This window comes from Terrisporobacter glycolicus ATCC 14880 = DSM 1288, assembly GCF_036812735.1.
Taxonomy (GTDB): domain Bacteria; phylum Bacillota; class Clostridia; order Peptostreptococcales; family Peptostreptococcaceae; genus Terrisporobacter; species Terrisporobacter glycolicus.
The window spans coordinates 1,504,929-1,524,563 of record NZ_CP117523.1; the positions used below are offsets into that span (position 1 = coordinate 1,504,929).

20 protein-coding genes are annotated in these 19,635 nt (G+C 27.5%); 19 read left to right on the plus strand and 1 reads right to left on the minus strand.

What is annotated here, in order from left to right; genetic code table 11:
• Positions 1 to 9: 9 nt before the first annotated feature.
• The 10 genes from TEGL_RS07360 to TEGL_RS07405 all read left to right on the plus strand — a co-directional run bounded on the left by TEGL_RS07360 (position 10) and on the right by TEGL_RS07405 (position 7,837).
• Complete coding sequence (locus TEGL_RS07360) at positions 10 to 456, plus strand: GNAT family N-acetyltransferase (protein ID WP_018589564.1); 447 nt, start codon at positions 10 to 12, stop codon at positions 454 to 456.
• Positions 431 to 997, plus strand: a complete 567-nt coding sequence (locus TEGL_RS07365) for a hypothetical protein (protein ID WP_018589565.1) — start codon at positions 431 to 433, stop codon at positions 995 to 997. Before TEGL_RS07360 ends, TEGL_RS07365 begins: the two co-directional genes overlap by 26 nt.
• A gap of 104 nt (positions 998 to 1,101) precedes the next feature.
• On the plus strand, positions 1,102 to 1,929 hold the full coding sequence (locus TEGL_RS07370) for a hypothetical protein (protein WP_018589566.1): 828 nt from the start codon (positions 1,102 to 1,104) through the stop codon (positions 1,927 to 1,929).
• Positions 1,930 to 2,148: 219 nt separating this feature from the next.
• Complete coding sequence (locus TEGL_RS07375) at positions 2,149 to 3,471, plus strand: hypothetical protein (RefSeq protein ID WP_018589568.1); 1,323 nt, start codon at positions 2,149 to 2,151, stop codon at positions 3,469 to 3,471.
• A 691-nt stretch (positions 3,472 to 4,162) separates the two neighbouring features.
• Positions 4,163 to 4,306, plus strand: a complete 144-nt coding sequence (locus tag TEGL_RS07380) for a hypothetical protein (RefSeq protein ID WP_154650603.1) — start codon at positions 4,163 to 4,165, stop codon at positions 4,304 to 4,306.
• A gap of 55 nt (positions 4,307 to 4,361) precedes the next feature.
• On the plus strand, positions 4,362 to 5,294 hold the full coding sequence (locus TEGL_RS07385) for a M14 family zinc carboxypeptidase (RefSeq protein ID WP_018589569.1): 933 nt from the start codon (positions 4,362 to 4,364) through the stop codon (positions 5,292 to 5,294).
• A 111-nt stretch (positions 5,295 to 5,405) separates the two neighbouring features.
• Entirely contained in the window at positions 5,406 to 5,825 is a 420-nt protein-coding gene (locus TEGL_RS07390) for a WapI family immunity protein (protein ID WP_018589570.1), read from the plus strand.
• A 94-nt stretch (positions 5,826 to 5,919) separates the two neighbouring features.
• A complete protein-coding gene (locus tag TEGL_RS07395) occupies positions 5,920 to 6,471 on the plus strand; it encodes a hypothetical protein (protein WP_018589571.1) in 552 nt (183 codons plus the stop codon).
• Between the two features lie 341 nt (positions 6,472 to 6,812).
• Positions 6,813 to 7,223: a hypothetical protein gene (locus TEGL_RS07400; protein ID WP_018589573.1), complete on the plus strand. Its 411-nt coding sequence runs from the start codon at positions 6,813 to 6,815 to the stop codon at positions 7,221 to 7,223.
• A gap of 152 nt (positions 7,224 to 7,375) precedes the next feature.
• Positions 7,376 to 7,837: a GyrI-like domain-containing protein gene (locus TEGL_RS07405; protein WP_018589574.1), complete on the plus strand. Its 462-nt coding sequence runs from the start codon at positions 7,376 to 7,378 to the stop codon at positions 7,835 to 7,837.
• Positions 7,838 to 7,916: 79 nt separating this feature from the next.
• On the opposite strand, the gene TEGL_RS07410 is transcribed toward TEGL_RS07405, so the two are convergent.
• Positions 7,917 to 8,501 (minus strand): cupin domain-containing protein, encoded by a 585-nt coding sequence (locus tag TEGL_RS07410; RefSeq protein WP_018589575.1) that lies wholly within the window; start codon positions 8,499 to 8,501, stop codon positions 7,917 to 7,919.
• A 239-nt stretch (positions 8,502 to 8,740) separates the two neighbouring features.
• Between TEGL_RS07410 and TEGL_RS07415 the strand changes: the two genes are divergently transcribed.
• The 9 genes from TEGL_RS07415 to TEGL_RS07455 all read left to right on the plus strand — a co-directional run bounded on the left by TEGL_RS07415 (position 8,741) and on the right by TEGL_RS07455 (position 19,605).
• Positions 8,741 to 10,036 carry a hemolysin family protein gene (locus TEGL_RS07415; RefSeq protein WP_018589576.1) on the plus strand — a complete coding sequence of 432 codons (1,296 nt, stop codon included), beginning with the start codon at positions 8,741 to 8,743 and terminating at the stop codon, positions 10,034 to 10,036.
• Positions 10,037 to 10,245: 209 nt separating this feature from the next.
• Positions 10,246 to 11,574, plus strand: a complete 1,329-nt coding sequence (locus TEGL_RS07420) for a hemolysin family protein (protein WP_018589577.1) — start codon at positions 10,246 to 10,248, stop codon at positions 11,572 to 11,574.
• A 135-nt stretch (positions 11,575 to 11,709) separates the two neighbouring features.
• Positions 11,710 to 12,075, plus strand: coding sequence for a phage holin family protein (locus TEGL_RS07425; RefSeq protein WP_018589578.1), 366 nt, complete (start codon positions 11,710 to 11,712; stop codon positions 12,073 to 12,075).
• Between the two features lie 492 nt (positions 12,076 to 12,567).
• Positions 12,568 to 13,638 (plus strand): uroporphyrinogen decarboxylase family protein, encoded by a 1,071-nt coding sequence (locus tag TEGL_RS07430; RefSeq protein ID WP_018589579.1) that lies wholly within the window; start codon positions 12,568 to 12,570, stop codon positions 13,636 to 13,638.
• A 273-nt stretch (positions 13,639 to 13,911) separates the two neighbouring features.
• The gene (locus tag TEGL_RS07435; protein ID WP_018589580.1) at positions 13,912 to 15,087 is read left to right on the plus strand and encodes a Na+/H+ antiporter NhaC family protein; all 1,176 of its coding nucleotides are present in this window, start codon (positions 13,912 to 13,914) and stop codon (positions 15,085 to 15,087) included.
• 202 nt (positions 15,088 to 15,289) lie between these two features.
• A complete protein-coding gene (locus TEGL_RS07440) occupies positions 15,290 to 15,478 on the plus strand; it encodes a hypothetical protein (protein ID WP_242827304.1) in 189 nt (62 codons plus the stop codon).
• Positions 15,478 to 16,428 (plus strand): B12-binding domain-containing radical SAM protein, encoded by a 951-nt coding sequence (locus TEGL_RS07445; RefSeq protein ID WP_242827305.1) that lies wholly within the window; start codon positions 15,478 to 15,480, stop codon positions 16,426 to 16,428. The genes TEGL_RS07440 and TEGL_RS07445 overlap by 1 nt, the downstream gene beginning before the upstream one ends.
• Positions 16,429 to 16,796: 368 nt before the next feature.
• The gene (locus TEGL_RS07450) at positions 16,797 to 17,573 is read left to right on the plus strand and encodes an ABC transporter ATP-binding protein (RefSeq protein WP_018589581.1); all 777 of its coding nucleotides are present in this window, start codon (positions 16,797 to 16,799) and stop codon (positions 17,571 to 17,573) included.
• Positions 17,563 to 19,605 carry an FtsX-like permease family protein gene (locus tag TEGL_RS07455; protein WP_018589582.1) on the plus strand — a complete coding sequence of 681 codons (2,043 nt, stop codon included), beginning with the start codon at positions 17,563 to 17,565 and terminating at the stop codon, positions 19,603 to 19,605. The genes TEGL_RS07450 and TEGL_RS07455 overlap by 11 nt, the downstream gene beginning before the upstream one ends.
• Positions 19,606 to 19,635 lie beyond the last annotated feature (30 nt).

Genomic DNA, 19,635 nt, shown 5'->3' on the forward strand with positions numbered 1-19,635 from the left:
AGGTGAATTATGGATATACAACTTATTTATGAAGTACCAACTGCAAAAGATTATGTAAGTCTAAGATTGCGTTCAGGCATGGGGAGTAAAGATTTACAAAGAAGTGAAATAGCTTTGCAAAACTCTTTATTTACAGTATCAATATATGATGAAGATAAATTAATTGCTTTTGGAAGAATAGTAGGTGATGGTGGCATAACCTATGTGGTAAGTGACATTATGGTAGATAAAAATTATCGTAGAAAAGGATTAGCAGATTTAATAATGAAAGCGCTAGATAATTACTTTGAGAAAAATACATATGAAGATAGCTATATTTGTTTAATAGCAAATAATCCTGCTGATTTGCTATACAGCAAACATAAATTTGAGTATTTGTCAGAAGATAAATGTGGTATGCTACGAAATCAAAAGAATAGTGAGGAACAAAATGAAAAAAACTATAATACTTATTAGTGCGATTCTATCAATAATATTTATAACAGGTTGTACTAATAATGATACAATAGGCAACACAGAGGAAGAAATATTACAATACTTAAATGAAGGTGATTTTTTAGATGTTATTGGCAATGATAATTTAACTATTTTAGATACTGTACATATTGATAACTCTAAAATAGTAGTTTTTGTATCAGATACTGGACAAGGATATCTTGTATACGAAAAAAATAAAAAAGGAAATTACATAATGACTGATAATAAATTAGAGGGTATTGACTCAGATGATCTAGGAGTAACTAATTTTGCAGTTAGATATAATCATAATGATGGACTAGATAACAAGTATCTGGCATACCTAGTAATATCTAATGGAAGTAATGTTTCCACTGTAGAAATGTCAATAAATAACCACATATTTAATAAAAAGCTTAAAACTGGCAAACCATCAATGGTTTTACTAAAGAACGTATTATCAGATGATGAACCAAAAAAATCAATAGATTTTGATTGTAAATATTTTGATAAAAATGATAAAGAATTAGAGGCTGAATAATTAGTTACAAATGAGCAATTCACAATTATTATATAATTGGAAATAAATAAACGTTTGATTATATTATGAATAAGAATTTAAAGGAGTATTAATGGAGGATAAGTATGAAAAATTCATTAGATGGGGTATGTAAGATACTATATTTTATATATGGAATGTTTCTAATTTATCCTATAAAAACTAGTGAAAAGCAACTAATAACATTGGAAAATGAAGTATGCAAAGAGAGAATAAATAAAAATATTTTTCCCTATAAATTAAATTTCTTCGTTACTATAATTTTTTCTATATTTATTCTTTATATAACAGGTGATAAAAGTCTACTTCTACCAAGCTTATTAATGTTGATTACTAGTGGATTGATATTTTATGGTAGAAAGTTATATTATAAAGCATGCGAGATAGATAAATTATCAAATTTAAACACTAAAAATAATATTAATAGCGCATTGTGGAGATTAAAAGTTTGGTATGATAAAAAAGAGACGGTAGAATTTAAATATAGAAAAGTAGAAATTATTGTAAATATATTATATATATTACTAAATGTGATCATACTTAGAAGCTATACATTTGGATTTTTTGAATTATTATTTATATATTTTATATTGCAAAATTCTTTTGCTCTTATAGAAAATATATTTAATATATTTACGTCTATAAATGGGACTTGTACTGGTATATATGAACGTAGAACTAGGTCTAACATAAGTTATTATAAAGTAGTGATTACAGATTATACAAATAAAAGAGAAGTTAAGGTCAAAATAGATTCTAATTCATTTATGAGTGAAGGAGATTCTTTAGAGGTAGTTCATGGTGTATTCTCGAAGCAGCTAGTTTCTATTAATTCTGTAGTATATTCGAGGGGGAATAATAGTAAATTGATGTTTCCAATTGAATGTATAATTATTATTTTATTTTTAAAATAATAATTGAATTTTTAAAAGTAAACCAGCAAAGACTCACAAGAGAGATTGGAGTATTTTTACAAATCTAATACAAATTATTAAATTAAGAACTCAAGCTATGGAATGAATACGAATACATAGCTTTTTTATACTAAACGTTACAGAATCATTTAGGACATTGAACAAATAATTTCATATTGCTAGACTCTAATTATAAATAAAAACAATTGGAGAAAAAATATGAAAAATAATAAATTTAATGATAGATATAGTGCAAAGTTAGGTTTTGTAGAAGTAGATATAACACCTAACAAACCAGTAGAAACAGTTGGATTTGGTCGCAAAGATGAAATATCTAGAGGAGTGTTAAAGCCATTATTAGCCCAAATATTATTATGGGAATTTAAAGATAAAAAGTATTGTCTTATAGCAATAGATCACATTTGCTTTTCAACGGACCATGCAGACTTATTGCGAACTGATATTGGAAATATATTAAATATTAAAAAAGAAAATGTAATGATTTGCTTTTCTCATACTCACTCTGCACCTAATGAAACTGCTGAAATTGAATACTTTAGATTTGCTTGTAGTCAAATAAAGTCTGGTATTAAAGAGGCTATAAAAGATATGACTCCAGTTAAAGTAGGATGGGGAAATGCATATGGAGATATAGGCATAAATAGAAGGGATAATTGTGATAAAAGTAACGAAAAAATTGATAGAAGAATAGGAATCTTAAAAGTCACTGATGCAGATAGTGGGCAGTTACGTCTTTTATTATTAAGATTAACAGCTCATAGCAATGTATTAAAAGCTGATAATTATATGATTTCACCAGATTATTTTGGTGCTGTAAGAGAACTTTTAGTGTTAAAATACAACTGTCACATAATGGTTACACAAGGGGCATCAGGTAATGTTTCACCTAAATATTTTAATTCAAATCTAGATTTTGTAATAGACGCACAAAATAATAAGAAGTTTGTTAGATCTAAAACAGCTCTTGAAGATATGGCAAAAGAAGTATACGAAAATGTAGACAAAGTAATAAATCTCATAGAAACGAAAAACACTACAAATCTTGAAATATATTCAGTTTATAAAGAGTTTTATTCTGAAGTTCCTACCTATGAAAGAGCTTTAGAAATTGCAAAAGAAGCAAAAATAGAATGTAATATAGATGGCACAAGGTGGTTAAAAGAAGTTAAAAAACTAATCCATGCAAAAGTTGAAAAACAAATTGATAATATGGAAATTCAGTACTTTGTTTTGAATAATGGCTGTATTTGTGGTGTAGCCAATGAAATAATGTGTGAGTTTGCCTTAAGTGCCATGACTATAATGAACAATGATAAATTTTATTTAGGTGGATATACAAATGGTTGTACAGGTTATTTGCCAACAGAGTATGAGTTTGATGAAGGTGGTTATGAAGTATATTGGTCAATGTTAATATATTATATTTATTACAGAAGAGTATTTCCTTTAAATCGCAATTCAGCAACAATACTTATTGAAACAGCGTTACAAAATGTACAAAAACATTTAATACATAATTAAAAAGTATTAAATTTAAAATTATGTTTTATAGATTAAGACAAGGAGAACCCTATAACAAGTAACTAAGTTTAGACTAAAAATAGTTAATATTAAGGTATTAACTATTTTTTTATTTTTAAGGAAAACAATAATTGATGAATATGACTGATGATATTACTATTTATAGTATAGAAAGTGAGTAGAGTCAGGGAAAACTTTAGAAATGGGGGTTAATATACTATGAAATTAAAGAAAATAATATTCAAAAGGAGAAATGCATGAAAAAGATAATTATACTATTTACGCTGTTAACCTGTATTTGCATAACAGGATGTTCTATAAAGAAGGAAAGAACGAATCATTTAAAAAACAGAAAATAATAAAGTCGAAAATATAGAATCAATAAACTATATAATTGAAAAAGATAAAAGCACAGAGGGGTTACTGTCAATAATATATTTAAGCTATGACAATTATGAAAATACAGATAATGTTGGGAAGCTTAATATGATTTACAATACTTATGATATTGGTATGTTTAAAAAGTTTTCTAAAAAATAGTAGATGATAAACAGTCACCACTTTATGATACATATAATAAAATTGTTGAAGATATGTGTGATAATAATGATTTAACTTTAAATGACATAGAAAAAATGATTAATATAAAACCACCTTGAGACAATCACTTAGAAAAATTGGCTTTAATAATATGAAAAAGGTTGTTTTAAAAAATAATACCATAAATGTACTTCTTTTTATGATGACAACTCATGTTTTTGCTAGTGAAAATGAGAGAGATAAGTTTATTGATTTTAATTTCCAAATACTCTATCTATACAGTGAATTTATTTAAATATCATAGAATATATATTATATATGCACAAAAAATGTAATGATGGAGTGATAATATGATAAATAGACGTATTAAAAGTTATATAAACTTATACCAATCCAGCCACTTTTCAAAAAGCATCAACGAAGCTATTTATAATCTATGCAAGCATAATAAAAAATTATTAAGTATAAATAAAATAGGGGAATCGGTACAAGGAACACCTATACTATCTATAACTATAGGTGAAGGAAGTACAAAAATATTAATTCAAGGAACACATCATGCTAGAGAATCTATTACAACCATATTGATATTAGACCAAATCAACTATCTTTTAAAATTATATAAAATGGATCAAAGTATAAATAATATGAGTATTAATAAACTTTTGAAATATGTAACTTTTGTTTTTGTGCCATTAGTTAATCCAGATGGTGCAGATTTAGTAATAAACGGAGGTAAATATATACCTTCAGAGTATAAATATAAACTCTATCTAAAAGAAGAATTATTTTCTCGTTGGAAAGCTAATATAAATGGAGTAGATTTAAATAGAAATTACCCAACCAAGTACCCTGATGATGATAGTGTAACCCATCCACATTATGCTTTTTATAAAGGACCGTATTATTTCTCGGAACCAGAAACCTGTTCCTTAAAATGTTTGACAGAAAAATACTTATTTGATGGGACAATTTCTTATCATTCTTCAGGAGAGATAATTTACTATAGGTATAATCAATTAAATATAGAAAGGGATTTGGCTATAGCTAGCAAAATATCTAAGGAGACAGGATATGTTTTAGAAGAAGAAAAAGAGCATGTTACAGGTAGTGGATATAAAGATTGGTTTATTGAAAATTATGAAAAACCAGGACTAACTCTAGAAGTATCACCATATGTAGGGGAGCAGAAAGTTCCTGTAGAAAATTATAGAGATATATTTGAAAGAAATAAAAATGTACCTATGCTATTTGCGCAAGAAGTTTTTTATAGAGTGGTATAAATATTGAAGTCTCACATTTTTTTAATATTACAATGATTTAACAGATTGTATTTAATTAGAATAAAAATTTATAAATAAAATTGTTATTATTTAGTATAAGGAGAAAAATAAATGAAGCATATGTTAAGTACAGAAGACTTTACTATTGAAATAGAAATTAATATATTTGAACAAGAAATAGATTATCCTGAAAATTCAACTTTAAACATCTATGTAGAAAGTGATAAATTTGGAGCTCGAACAACTATGGATATTGATATAAAAGACTTTGTAGTGTTTGTGTGCGATTTAAAACACTTATATGATTTTTTAGATGGTTCAGCAAAACTAGAGGAAGCATATAGTATATCTAATTACATAGAGTTTTTTGGAAATGGTAAAGGGCATATTGTTGTAAAAGGTTGTCTAAATAACCATTGTAGAAATGGTTTTGAACAAGAATTAAGTTTTGAGAATGAGTTTGACCAAACTTACTTAAAAACATTTGTAAAAGAGCTTTATCAGCTTTATAATAAATACCCACATAAATAAAATCTATAAGGTTAAATTATTTAAAAAATCATAAAATAAATTCCAATATATAGAGCAGACTTAAAAGTAAGAATTTGTAAAGGGGATATAAATATTGAATAATAATATACAAAAATTTTCAGATGCTTTTCCAAAAGAATTAGAAATTGATATTAGGGTTATTTGGGAAAATATTAATTTAAATAAAAAAATAGATGGAAGTTCCACATTTGAAATCCAAATTGATAAAGAAAAAATAAGTATTCCAGAAAGAATTTATTGTGAAGAACCCAAAGAATACCAAATTGAGAAATTAACACAATTTCAAAGGCGTATATTTAATTGTTATCTTACACGCCATCATAATGGTTATGTAAGGCAAAGTGCATTAAGAAATATTTTTAGCGAAAATGTGGAAAAATGGATGATTCCATATATTTTAAGATTAACAGGGGAATATGTAGAAGGTATTCTTAAAGATATTTATATAAATATAGATTTAATAAATGTAAATGATTTAAAAGATTTTATTAATAATAATAAAGATTTCATTAAATTAAATCAATGTAGAATATTAAGCTATTGGAATGAATATCACAGACACATAGAGAAAAATAATTATGTAGGATTTAAACTTATAGAAAAAATAAATTTTTTTATGGATTGATAACTTCCAATTTATTTGCTAAAGCTATAAATAGTAAGTTTGTGGAGGAGATTAGGAATGCTTATAAGAAGGTATGAAACATCAGATTGTAAAGATTTAGCAGAACTGTTTTATAATATAGTATATTGGAATACATTTTTGGTGTGGGAAAAGTAACTACACATGCTTCAATTACGGCAAAATCATTTTTTGAGAAAGGAGGGTACAAAGTTATTAAGAAACAAAATCTAGAAAGAAATGGGGTTTTGCTAGAGAATTATGTTATGGAGAAATAAATAGATTTAATAAGTTATGAAGCGGAATCGTTATAAATTATAGACAAGTTATTTGGGGGGAATAAAATGAAAAAGAGATTAGTTTTATTTATAACTTTTATAGTTATATTATTAACAGTTGGATGTTCAAGTGCTGTAACACCTAAATTACATGGATTTTATCAAAGTGATCAGATAAATGGTCATTTTATTCAACTCTCATTCCAAATAGATGATAATACATTCGTTGAATATATTGATAATATAGAAGTCAATAAAGGAACATATGAAAATTTAAAAGATAATACATATGAATTAAAAGGTAATAAAAGAAAATTAGAAATTAAATTGGAACAAAATAATTCTTTCAATCTAAATATACATAAGATAAATAATGGTAATATAATAGAAATGAAAAAAATTGATGATATACCAACATACTTTAAACAACAATTTAGTGATAAAGAAAAAGAAGATGTGAAAGATTTATTAAATTAATAGCTGCATAGAATATACAATTATATACATGAAGTTCATACCATATTAAGATTATTTTTTTGCTTTTATTTAAATAAATATTTATAATATGACACACTCATGTCATATCACTTTAGATATACTTTAAGAAAAAGTAGATAGGAGAATTGGATATGAATTATGAAATAGTCAATTTAAAAGAGAAACAAGTTGTAGGTTTAATAAAAGAAACTACTAATAACAACAATAAGGCAGTTGAGGATATTAAAACATTATGGGAAGAGTTTTTAATGAAAGGTCATTATGAAAAGATAAAAAACAGAAAAGATAATAAAACTATTGGGCTATATACAGATTATCAAGGTGACTTTACTCAGAAATATAACTTTATTTGTTGTTGTGAAGTGAACAAAATTGATAGCATAGAAAGTCCATTAGTAAGTAAAACAATCCCAAGTGGAAAATATGCTAAATTTATTATAAATGGTGATGTTCAAAATTCAGTAGGAGAATTTTGGATGGAATTATGGCAAATGGATTTAGATAGGAAGTATTCTTGTGATTTTGAAGAATATCAAAATAATACAGAAGATATGCAAAACCAAGAAATTCATGTTTATATTTCTATAAACTAATATAATTAAGTAGCTTTTTATATTAAAATAGGAACTAAATAAAATAAATTATTTAGCTCCTATTACACATTGTAATTAATTAATATCTAAATTCATGCCCACTAGACTCGGCAGCTTCTGCATCTGCTTTAGTTTGATGTATTGTATTTTTTGGATGCTGAGGCGGAGCATAGATAGCATAGAGTTTAAGTGGTCTACTTCCTATATTTTTAACATTGTGCCACGTGCCAGCAGGTATCATAATAGCATAGTCAGCAGATATTTTTTTTTGAAAACTAAGATTATCTTGGCTATCTCCCATTTGAACAAGCGCATCACCATCTTCAATTCTTATAAATTGATCTCCCATTGTATGAACTTCAAGACCTATATCATCACCAATATCAATACTCATTAGAGTAACTTGCAAATTATTTCCTGTCCACAAGGCTGTACGGAAAGTATTGTTTTGTTTGGTTGCATCTTCAATATTAACCACAATAGGATTTGGACCATAATCCTTTAATATAATATCAGCTCTTTTATATATTGGTTTAGTGTATTCAAAAGAGTATGGGTACATATTATATATTTGTTGGTTACCCCAATAAGGGTATGAATACATGTTGTACATTGGTGGTGGCATAATACAAGGATATGGATATGGGTTAGGAATATCAGGCATATTTATTTATCACTCCTTTTATGAACTTTATAGAATTATATGATGAACTTTCAAATAAATTACTTAGAATTTACAAATAGGCTTATTTAGCAGATATCAAGGCTATGACTTATTTAAAATATAGTAAAACTAAAAATAGTAATTTATCGAATAGTTATACTTTTATTTAATCGTAAAATGTTAATAATATGTTATAGAGTAATTTGTATTTATACTAATTTTAGAGGTGAATAATATATATGATTATTTTTATAAATATACTTTTAGTATTTTTTCTTGTATTTTTAAATGGATTTTTCGTTGCTACTGAGTTTGCTATGGTAAAAGTGAGGAAATCTAGGATAGAAACACTGATACTTCAAGGTAATAAACGTGCTAATAATACTTTAATTATTGTTAAAGACTTAAACTCATACTTATCTGCTTGTCAGCTTGGAATAACTTTAGCATCTTTAGGACTTGGATGGGTAGGAGAGCCTGCTGTTTTACGTTTGTTAATGCCAATATTTAATCTATTTCATTTGCCATCAAGTTTGGCACATTCAATCTCATTTGTTATTGCGTTTTCAATTATAACTGGTTTTCATATTGTACTTGGTGAATTGGTTCCTAAATCACTGGCAATTATAAGCTCAGAAAAAGTAGCTTTGAGTACAGCCCTTCCACTTATACTTTTTTATAAAATAACCTATCCAGTTATGTGGATATTTAACCATAGCACAAATTGGATACTAAAGGTATTTGGACTTTCTCAAGTTGATGAACATAAATCAGTTCATACTGATGAGGAACTAAAGTTATTAGTTGAAGAAAGTTATAACCACGGTTTAGTAGATAAAACTGAATTAAATCTTGTATCTAATATATTCGATTTTACTGATAAAACTGTAAAAGAAATAATGGTACCACGAACTGATATTAGAAATATTTTCATAGAAGATTCTTTTGAGGATATTATATCTTACACATTTAATGAACAGCTTACTAGATATCCTGTGTGTAATGGTAATAAAGACAATGTTATTGGATTTATACATATTAAGGATTTATATAAGCAAAAGATTGAGGGTAATAATGAAAATATAAAAAATATTATTCGTGAGATTAAACTTGTGCCAGAATCTATGTCAATAAGTGAACTTCTTAAAATATTTAAAGAAGATAAAGGCCAAGTTGCATTAATTATTGATGAATATGGAGGGACAGCTGGTTTAGTAACTATTGAAGATATTTTAGAAGAAATTGTTGGTGAAATTCAAGATGAGTTTGATGAAGAAGAAGATGCAATTATTAAAACTGAAGACAACAGCTATATTGTGGATGGAAAGGTACTTATTGAAGATATAAGCGAACTTTTACATATAGATATTGAAGAGGAAAATATCGATACTATGGGAGGATGGGCTTATACCCAATTAGAGTCATATCCACAAGTTAATGATAAATTTACTTATGAACATTATGAGTTTATTATATTAAAATGTGATAGAAAAAGAATAAACAAATTATTGATTAAAAATTTATCCAATAAATAATAAAAGGCCCTTTTAGAAATTAAAAAGATAACTAAAAGGGCCTTTTATTATTTATTTTTGTAGTCCTTTTGTTAAGTTAAAATATTTTAATATATATAATATTGATAAAAGATAATTGATAGATTATAATGTATATTAAATAAATTTTACCCAATGGTAATTAATGAATCTTTATTTTAAATTTTAATTATTATTTTAAGGAGGAAGAAATGGATAATTTAGATTCAGACCCCGGGGCCTTTATGCCTCAAATAATTTTAATAGCATTACTTACTGCTATTAACGCATTTTTCGCATCAGCAGAAATGGCTATAGTTTCTGTGAATAAGTCAAAAATAAAACAATTAAGTGCAGATGGAAACAAGAAAGCTCAATTGCTTGAAAAGTTAATGGAAGATCCAAGTAACTTCTTATCAACTATTCAAATTGGCATAACTTTAGCTGGATTTTTCTCAAGTGCATCTGCTGCCACAGGAATATCTATACACCTTTCAACGGTATTAGCTCCATTAAATATACCTTATTCTAAGGAAATATGTATGTTTGGAGTTACGTTAATACTTTCATATTTTACATTAGTATTTGGAGAATTAGTACCTAAAAGAATTGCCCTGAAAAAACCAGAAAAGATATCTTTATTTTCGGTAAAGTCAATTTACATCCTATCAAAAATTACAAAACCATTTATAAACCTTTTATCATTTTCAACTAGTACGGTTTTAAAAATTACAGGAAATAATGATACAGATATTGAGGAGAGTGTATCTGAAGAAGAAATTAGATCTATGGTATCACAATCTCAAGAAGATGGATGTATTGAAAATGAAGAAAAACAAATGATATATAGCATATTTGAATTTAATGATAAAACTGCTAAGGAAATTATGACATCTAGACATGATATATTTGCCCTAGATATTGATGATGATTTTGAAGAGATATTAGAAGGTGTAATAACTTCAGGATATTCTAGAATACCTGTATATGAAGACAATAAGGACAATATAATAGGTATACTATATGAAAAAGATTTATTAGCAAAAGCCAAAAAGATTGGATTTGAAAATATAGACTTAAAAACAATGCTTCATGAGCCATATTTTGTTTCAAAGTCAATTAGAACAAACGAGTTATTTAAACTTCTAAAGTATAAAAAAGTACACCTGGCATTATTGATTGATGAATACGGTGGAATAGAAGGATTAGTAACTATAGAAGATTTAATTGAAGAAATTATGGGAGATATCGAGGATGAACACGATAAAACCAAATCTACCATAACACAAGTTGATGATAATAATTTTATTGTAAAAGGATATTTGACAATAAATGAATTTAACAATAAATTTGATATAGATATAGAACAAGGAGATTATGATACCTTAAATGGATACATACTTACACTGTTAGGTGATTTCCCAGAAGAAGGTAGAGAAATCGAGCTAGATGATGTTAAGTTTTTAATTGAAAATGTAAATAAAAGAAGAATAGAAGACATAAGAGTAAATATAAAAAATAGATATGAAAAAATATCGTAATAAGTCAAAAAATTATTAATTTTAAGTTTTAGTAATATTATAAGGATAATATCTGATAGAATGGTTAACTTATAATAATAAGTTATAAATTTTATAAGAAATCTAAAATATTATTTTATTAAAGGAGTGTCTTCTATGGAATCTAATAATAATGAAAGAGGAAATGATGGTAGTCTAATAAGATGGATAGGAAGATTTATATTAGTTGCGGTTATCCTAATGATAACATCATATGTAACTCCAGGATTTACGATTAGAGGAATGTGGTCATTTTTAATTGCTGCTGTTGTAATATCACTATTAGACTATTTTGTAGAATTGTTTATGGGAGTTGATGCATCTCCTTTTGGAAAAGGAATAAAAGGATTTATAATCGCAGCGATAATAATATATGCAACACAATTTTTCGTTCCTCATATGGGAGTATCTATTTTAGGAGCAGTATTGGCAGCGGTTGTTATTGGAATTTTAGATGCAGTATTTCCCGCTAGAGCTATGTAATAGAACAATCTAATTTTTAGATATGACAAACAGTTATATGAGAAGTAATGGATACAAATAAAAATATTATAGAGAATAGTTAAGTATGTATTAATGTAAAAGTTGATACATACTTTTTATTTTTGTAGTATATTCAATATTTCAAAATCATATTTGTAAAATGGATAATATGTCTTACAACGATAAAGATGACTGTTATCTATGCAAAAAACAATAAGAAATTAAATATTAATTTAATTAATATATGATATAGATTTATAAAAATTATCGATTTTTATAAATCTTTTTTATATGGTACCCTATAAACTAGCAGGAATATAAAATCATTTTACAAAATAAAAAAGGGGATGACTGAAGAAATCTTTGAAAGATTTACATAAGTGTGTAGTTGAGGAAATTAATGAAGCATCTGAAGGACACGAAAGATTGTTTTTAAAATATTTGAAGTTTACAACAAATTGAGAATATAGGATATTTTAGGAGGAGTATATAATGCATAAAGATGATAAAATGACACCGAAGGAAAGATCAGCAGCGTTTTTCCAAGGAAAAGAAATAGATAGAATACCAACAATGCCTTTTGTTACATCAATATCAGGTAAGGTAGTGGGAATGACATTTAGAGAAAAAACTAGCTGTGCAAGAAATCACGCAAATGCACAAATTGCATGTTACAAAAGATTTGGAAATGATGGTATTTCTATAGAATATGGATTACATGGAGTGGGAACAGCTATGGGAAGTAAAACAAATAATCCAGAAGATAGTGTACCAGCTATAATAGATCACTTTTTAAAAAATCTTAATGACTTAAGTGGTTTAGATTTATCAAAAGTTGAAAGAAAGAATGATCCATGGCTTCAACTAAATTATGATGCCTATAATATAGCCCTAGATGAATGTGGAGATGAAGTGGAACCATCATTTAGTATGGTTGGTCCTATAACAGCAGCAGGAAGTCTTTATCCAGTGGAAGAATTGTTAAGATCAATTAGAAAAGAACCAGAAAAAGTACATGAGCTATTAAGATTTAGCACAGAGGCATTAAAAATAGTAATGGAAGACTTTTTAAAAGCAGGATCAGATATATCTTTATGCGATCCAATTGCTTCAGGAACACTTATAGATAAGAAAACTTACAGAGAATTTGTACTTCCATACACAAAAGAATTAATAGATTATGTTCATAAATATGGAAGAACTGTTGCATATCATGTTTGCGGAGATACTTCTCATATGACTCTAGACCTAGTTGAAACTGGATGTGATATGTTAAGTATAGATAATAAAGTTAGTTTATTAGAGACAAAAAAATTAGTAGGACATATACTACCTATTGTAGGAAATGTGGATCCAGTGGAAGCAATTATGCTTGGGACTAATGAAGATGTATACGAAGCTGTAAAAAACTGTATCAAAGATGGTTATGATAGCCCTAAAAAATACTTACTAAGTACAGGTTGTGGTATACCTATCAACTCACCAGTTGAAAATATAGATGCCATGATGAGCGCTGCCAGAAAGTACGGTAAATGGCCGATAAATCCAAATAATTTTGAATAAAAGATATAGAATTACTTGCAGGATTTGTAGAGTTAATGATATTAAATATACCTATATAATAAAACAAGGCTATCTTACTAAAATAGTGAGATAGCCTATATTATTTTTACAAAAAACAACAATAAATTTAAAAACAAAAATATTACTATAAAAAAATTTGATACATATATAAGCATTATTGAAAATTGTCGTTTTTTGTTGTTAACTCCTTATTTGTGTGATACATTTATCAGGTAAAAAAGTAAAAATCAAAGGGGAGTTTTTTTAGGATTAGTGCCATTATGCGTATTTTTAGTTTTATATTTTGCAATTGGCATAGGAACAGTAAGTTTTGAAAACATGCCTTTAATGATAGGCATATCAATTGCAATTGGTGTAGCTTTAGTCTTAAATAAAAAAGGGGAAAAGAAGTTATCTTTTGAAGAAAAGGTTACAATGATTTGTAAGGGAGCTGGAGATGACACATTAATACTCATGGTAGTAATATTTTTATTAGCAGGAGCGTTTTATGGAATAGTTGGGGCAATGCATGCTAGTGATTCTATTACAAACTTTTGTTTAAGTATATTACCATCTAGTATGGTATTACCTGGTTTGTTCCTTATAGGATGTATATTAAGTTTCTCTATGGGAACTTCAATGGGAACAGTATCAGCTTTAATGCCAATTGCCATATCTCTTGCTAATGCAACAGGATTTAATATGGCTTTAGTATGTGGAGTTGTTGTAGGGGGATCTATGTTTGGTGATAACTTATCATTAATATCAGATACTACAATAGCAGCTACTCGTACTCAAGATATACCAATGAGAGACAAATTCAAGGCAAACATGTTAATGGTTTTGCCAGCAGTTATTATTACTTTAATTTTATTAGCTTTACAAACAACAGGTGGTTCATTTGCTGGAGTAAAGGGAGAATATAACCTTGTAAATATGCTTCCTTATGTAATAGTTATAGCATTATCACTATTAGGAGCAAATGTGATAACAGTCATGAGCGTAGATGTGTTTGTAGGAGTAATAATAGGGGTTATGCATGGAGATTTTACTTTAATAGGATCTTTAGCTATTATTCATGAAGGTATGACTTGGATGGAAGATATGTCTTTAATAGCTATATTAGTGGGTGGCTTAGTTGTATTGATGAACTATCTTGGTGGTATAGACTGGTTACTTTATAATTTAACTAAGAAGACTAAAACTGCTCGTGGTTCAGAGCTATCAATAGCCGCATTAGTAAGTTTAATAGATATATCAACAACAAATAACACTATATCAATTATAACAGCAGGTGCTTTGGCAAGTATATCACCAGCTTCAATTTTACCTTATTGTTGGTATTCTATGTTAATGGTAGCGTTTGGAGTAGTGTCTATATTAATAGGCTGGCCTAAAATATCATCAAAGAAAGATTCTAAGGCAGAAAATGATAAACTTGGAGCATAAAAATTATAGTATTTAACAAAGAGCAAGTTGAGTTTTTACTTAACTTGCTCTTTGTAAGTCAAGTGAAAAATATGTATAAAAACCGTATCACAAATAAGTGATACGGTTTTTACTGTCAAAAGCTATGTTATTATAAATAATATGAGTTAAAAAAAGAAGAAGTATAGCAAATTCTATATAAAAAGTATTATTTGGAGGAGATATGAAAAAGAGTATATTAATGGTAACTCCTGAAAATAAGGAGATTAACAGATTTAGAAAAAGGCAGATAAACAATTTTATACAAATAACCATGCCATATTTGGCAGCATTTATTGATGAAAATAAATATGATGTTACATTAATAGATGAATATAATAAAAGATACCTTTTGAAAAATATTATGACTTAGTGGTGGTTACAGTTAATACGTCAAATGCACCTCATTGCTATAATATTGGTGACATATTTAGAAATAAAGGAAGTAAGGTTGCTTTTGGAGGGCCACATGCAACTCTCTTACCAGAAGAAGTAAAAGAACATTGTGATGCAGTAATTATAGGGGAGGGTGAAGAGAGTTGGCCAAGATTTTTAGATGATTTTTATCAAGGAAGTTATGATAGAGAGTATAGATGCTTAAACATTCCAACACTAAAAGGAATTCCAATACCGAGAAGGGATTTAATAAAAGGAAGATGGTTTACTAAAGGTGCAGTTTTTGCAACAAGAGGATGTCCTTATAGTTGTTCTTATTGCAATCTAAAGCAAATATACGAAGACTCATTTAGGAAAAGACCAATAAATGAAGTAATAGAAGATATTAAAAACTGCAAAAGTAAGTTTTTTGTATTTTGGGATGATAATTTCTTTGGAGATCTAGAATATGCAAAAGAGCTATTAAAAGAGCTTAGTAAATTAAATAAAAAATGGGCAGCTCAAGTTACTTTAGAAAGATGCAAGGATGAAGAAGTATTGAAGTTAGCTCAAAAGGCAGGATGTATTTATTTCTTTGTTGGATTAGAATCTTTTTCAAAAGAAACTCTACAGAGCGTAAATAAAGGACTGAATAATGTAGACAAATATAAAGAGTTAATAGACTCTGTTCATAAATATGGAATTTGCATACAAGCAGGAATAATATTTGGATTTGATACTGATACAAAAGAAGTATTTAAAACAACTTTACATATGTGCAATTACCTAGGAATTGATGGAGTCACAGTTAGTATACTAACACCACTTCCAAAAACACCACTATATTATCAACTAAAGGAAGAAGGTCGATTATTAACTGATGATTGGTCATATTATAATGGGAAAACTAGAGTGGCATTTAAACCTAAAAATATGAGTGCAGAGTAATTATTTAATGGGTATATGTGGTTTAGAAGGAATTTCTATTCCTTAAAATCAATAACTGCTCGATTAAAAAAATCAAAAGCTAATATTTTATATAATTTAATGGTTAATTTAGGGTACAAGGTATCTATAAGAAAAACATTATAGCAAAATAATTTGATAATAATATGGAATTAAAAAATCGTATCACAAATAAGTGATGCGATTTTTAGTTTATAGATAAACCTTTCATAAACTGTAAGTGTTATATACGATTATTGTTTTGTATAATAGACTTAAATAAAGACCCAGTAAAAAGTATCAATTTAAAAATTAAAAAGTTGAGTAACAAAAAACATAGCAAAGTTTATGAAAAAGGGAGGAAGTAAAAAATGGCTAAAAAGATATTAGAGGTACAATCTCTAAAAAAATACTATGGAAAAAAAGATAATATTACAAAGGCTATAGATGGTATTACCTTTCAAATTATAGATGGAGAGTTTGTTGGAATTATGGGAAGTAGTGGATCAGGAAAGACAACACTATTAAATTGTATTGCAACAACAACTAGCCCAACAGAAGGGAAAATTCTTCTTAAGGGAGAAGATATAGCAAGTTTTAAAGGAAATAAATTAGCTGATTATAGGGGAAATCGTATTGGATATTTATTTCAAAACTTTGAGTTAATTGATAACTTAAATGCTAGAGAAAATATTATGTTACCTATTGCAATTCATAATATGATGGGAAAAGAAGATGAAAAAAGAATTGATGAGATTGTAAAATATTTAGAAATTAAAGAGGTAATGACAAAGTTTCCATCTGAAATGTCAGGAGGACAAAAACAACGTGTGGCGGCTGCTAGAGCATTAATTCTAAATCCTGAAATAATCCTTGCTGATGAGCCAACAGGAGCACTAGATTCAAAAAATGCAAAATTATTAATGGAAAAGCTTTCTGGTTTAAATGAAGAACAAAATGCAACTATTTTAATGGTAACTCATGATGCAAATGCAGCAAGTTACTGTTCTAGGATTTTATTTATTCAAGATGGACAAGTTTTCCATGAACTTAGAAGAAAAGTTCCAGAAGAATCACAACAGGAATTCTACAAAAGAATTATTTCGGCAATGGCGCAGTTAGGGGGAGGAAGTGCAAATGTTCTTTGATTTAGTGAAGAAAAATAGCAAACGAAATAGAAAAGAAAATGGAATGTTTTTCGTTTCCTTGATTGTGTCAATAGTAGCATTTTATATTATTTTGTCACTCGAAAATCAAGATGTAATAATATTTTTGAAAGAAATGGAAAGTGATGCAATAAATCGTTTATTACTTCTGACACCTGTTTTATATGCAGTTTCATTATTTATTTTATTTTTCTTAGTATACTTTGCTGGGAAATATCAGCTAGAAAGAAGAAGTCATGAACTAGGAATGTATTTGATGTTAGGGATGCGTCGAAAGAAACTATTTTCCATGCTTTTAATGGAGGAAATTTACAACAGCATATTATCTTTACTTATTGGAATTCCTATAGCTATTTTTATCTCAGAAATGATAAGTATGATCACAGCTAGAGTTGTAGGTATAGGTATTATAGGACATAAATTTTCCTTTTCTATAGAGGCAGTATTATGGACAGTTGTAGGTTTCTTTCTTATTAGATTAGTAGCTCTGTTGATATTAAGTGGAAGTATAGCAAAAAAAGATATAGATAAACTAATATCTAAGTCTCAAGACAAAAAACATAAGGTTCATAATAAATTATTTACTACAATAAAACTATTACTAGGAATTATATTACTATTCATTGCCTATGGACTATCTATTAATGGATATGCATGGCAATCTATGAAGTCTATGGGAATTACTGTTGTTTTGGGCATAGGTGGAACTTTTCTTATATTCCATGGTATGGTAGTACTATTTGAAATCATACTTAAAAATAGAAAGAATAAAAATGGTTTAGAAATATTCACTTTTAGACAGTTACAAGAAAGTGTGTTTTATAAATCAAATTCTTTAGCAATTTCATCTTTACTAGTTTTAATAGCACTTTGTTGTTTTGGATATGGAATTTCAGTAACTTTTAATTCTAGTTCAAAAAATGAACATGTTCTAGATTATACATTTACAGGAGATGAAAAAGAAATAAAAAAAGAGTTAAATAAGTTTGAAATAAAAGATTATATTAATGAAGTTTTTGATGTTAAAGTAGGTGATTTATATCATGAAGGTAATGACCCAAATGATGGAGTTAATTTTTCTGCAAAAGGACTAGTAAAGGCTGTCAAACAGGGTGAGGACGCTATAAATAATTTGGAGTATTTTGACGAACCATTTTTATTTTCTTTATCAGGATATAATAATATATTAAAAGTAGCGGGAAAAGAACCTATTAAACTTAAAGATAATCAAGCGGCCTTATTTAACGGCTTAGAATTTTCAAATGCCAACATGGTGGATTCTTTGAATAAAGCGCTTAAGAAAAATGTAAGTGTAGAAATAGAAAATAAAGAATTTCATCTTGTAGATAAGCTTTATCAAGATAATATAGTTACAGACCGTTCCATAAATATTATGTATGCATTAATTGTTCCTGATAAACAATTTGAAATACTTACAAGGGGAGATAGTACTTCTTATTGGAATGCAACTTTAAAGGAGCATGTTGTAAAAGATAAAGGATTAATGCAATCAATTAGACATGTAAATAAATTGCTTGATAAAACAAACTTAGAGTATGAAAGTTATCTACAAAATATGGGAAGACAATTATTCTATACGGTGGCAGCTAGTTATACAACAATTTATTTGGCAGTGATATTTTTAATTATTGCAAATACTGTCATAGGAGTTCAATTTTTGATGCAACAACAAAATACAACAAGAAGATATCAAACAATGTTGCATATTGGATGTGATTATAGCCAATTACGAAAGTCAGCTAGAAAACAAATAAAGTGGTATTTTTCTCTTCCAATATTAGTGGCAGCAATTGGAAGTATATTTGGTATAAGAGGATTATTCGTGGGTATTTCTACTTCAGCAATGAAAGGTAATATTAGTGAATTAATGATAATTGCAGTGCCTACTGTTATTATACTTTGTGTGATAGAATTTAGTTATATGATTTCTGTAATGAAAATGAGTGATAAACAAATATATGAATTAATGGATATAAAAAGAGATGATAATTAACATGAATATAATGTTATACTAAGTAGTGGA